The organism is Streptococcus sobrinus DSM 20742 = ATCC 33478, from assembly GCF_000686605.1.
In the GTDB taxonomy this organism is placed as follows: Bacteria; Bacillota; Bacilli; order Lactobacillales; family Streptococcaceae; genus Streptococcus; species Streptococcus sobrinus.
Window position 1 is genome coordinate 1 of the sequence record NZ_JMLC01000055.1, and the last position, 1,187, is coordinate 1,187.

General features: G+C 38.3%; 1 protein-coding gene and 2 tRNA genes. All 3 read left to right on the forward strand.

Features of this window, described 5'->3' with window-relative positions:
- The first annotated feature begins 14 nt into the window (after positions 1-14).
- The 3 genes from BS63_RS0110285 (at position 15) to mreC (ending at position 1,075) form a co-directional block, all read left to right on the forward strand.
- Positions 15-86, forward strand: a tRNA-Glu gene (locus BS63_RS0110285).
- A gap of 5 nt (positions 87-91) precedes the next feature.
- Positions 92-179 (forward strand) — tRNA-Ser (locus BS63_RS0110290).
- A 65-nt stretch (positions 180-244) separates the two neighbouring features.
- Positions 245-1,075 (forward strand): rod shape-determining protein MreC, encoded by an 831-nt coding sequence (gene mreC / locus BS63_RS0110295; protein WP_002963423.1) that lies wholly within the window; start codon positions 245-247, stop codon positions 1,073-1,075.
- Positions 1,076-1,187 lie beyond the last annotated feature (112 nt).

The window sequence follows — 1,187 nt, forward strand, 5'->3', positions numbered from 1 at the left end:
CCCATTAGCAACAAGGTCCGTTGGTCAAGGGGTTAAGACACCGCCTTTTCACGGCGGTAACACGGGTTCGAATCCCGTACGGACTATTGTTGGAGAATTACTCAAGAGGCTGAAGAGGACGGTTTGCTAAATCGTTAGGTCGGGAAACCGGCGCGGGGGTTCGAATCCCCCATTCTCCGTATTAGTGAAGTAACGAGTTATCGAAAGATATCTCGTTTTGTTTATCTTAAAAAAGAGGTCCCTTATGAAAAAAATTAGATTTTCCCGTGTACTTACCCTAACTGTGACAAGTCTTTTAATTTTTTTAGTACTTCTTTTTTTTATCTTTCGAAATAATAGTCTGGTTCGGACCATAACAACACCAATTAGTGGCTTTACTTCAAAAATTGACTCTGTATTTTCTTACCCTTTCCAAGTGGTAGAAAATACAAAAAACGAGTTAGTTGATTTATACGAAACTTATAGCGAGAATGAAAAGCTAAAGAAAAGTATTTCTGAGATGCGTGATCAATCGTCTGATTTGAATACTTTGAAGGAAGAAAATTCAAGCTTATCTAAGGCTTTGGAAATCGAAAAGAGTTTTTCAAACTATAAGACTATTACCAGTAAGGTAACTGTTCGGTCTACCTTATCTTGGTATGAAAGTCTTTCTCTTAATGTTGGAAAAAACGACGGCGTATCTTCCAGTATGTTGGCTGTTTCTGATGGGGGCTTGGTTGGACGGGTTGCTGATTTATCCAAATCGAATGCCAGCATCCAACTTATATCCAACTCAGAAGGGACTTATGAGATTCCCGTGAAGATTTCTGGTTCCTCTGGAGATGTATACGGAATACTTACTGGCTATAATGCTAAGAAAAATCTTCTTGTTATTGAGGAGCTTAATGCCGATAAAGAGCTAAAGAAAGATGATAGTGTTGTAACCAGCGGTTTAGATGGTAAGAGCATTGCCGGTATTAGTGTCGGAAAGGTATCGTCAGTTAATGATGCTAAGGAATTGGGAAAGCGAAAAGTTTACGTTACACCAACTGCTGATTTGGATAATATCAGTTATGTGACCTTGATAGGAAATTAAAATGAAGTTGTTAAAAAATGATAAATTGCAAGAATAAGTGCAACATTTACTTGAACTCATCCTCTAGAGCTTCACTAGCAGTTCTGTAAGCTAAACATTTTCGTGGTCGGTG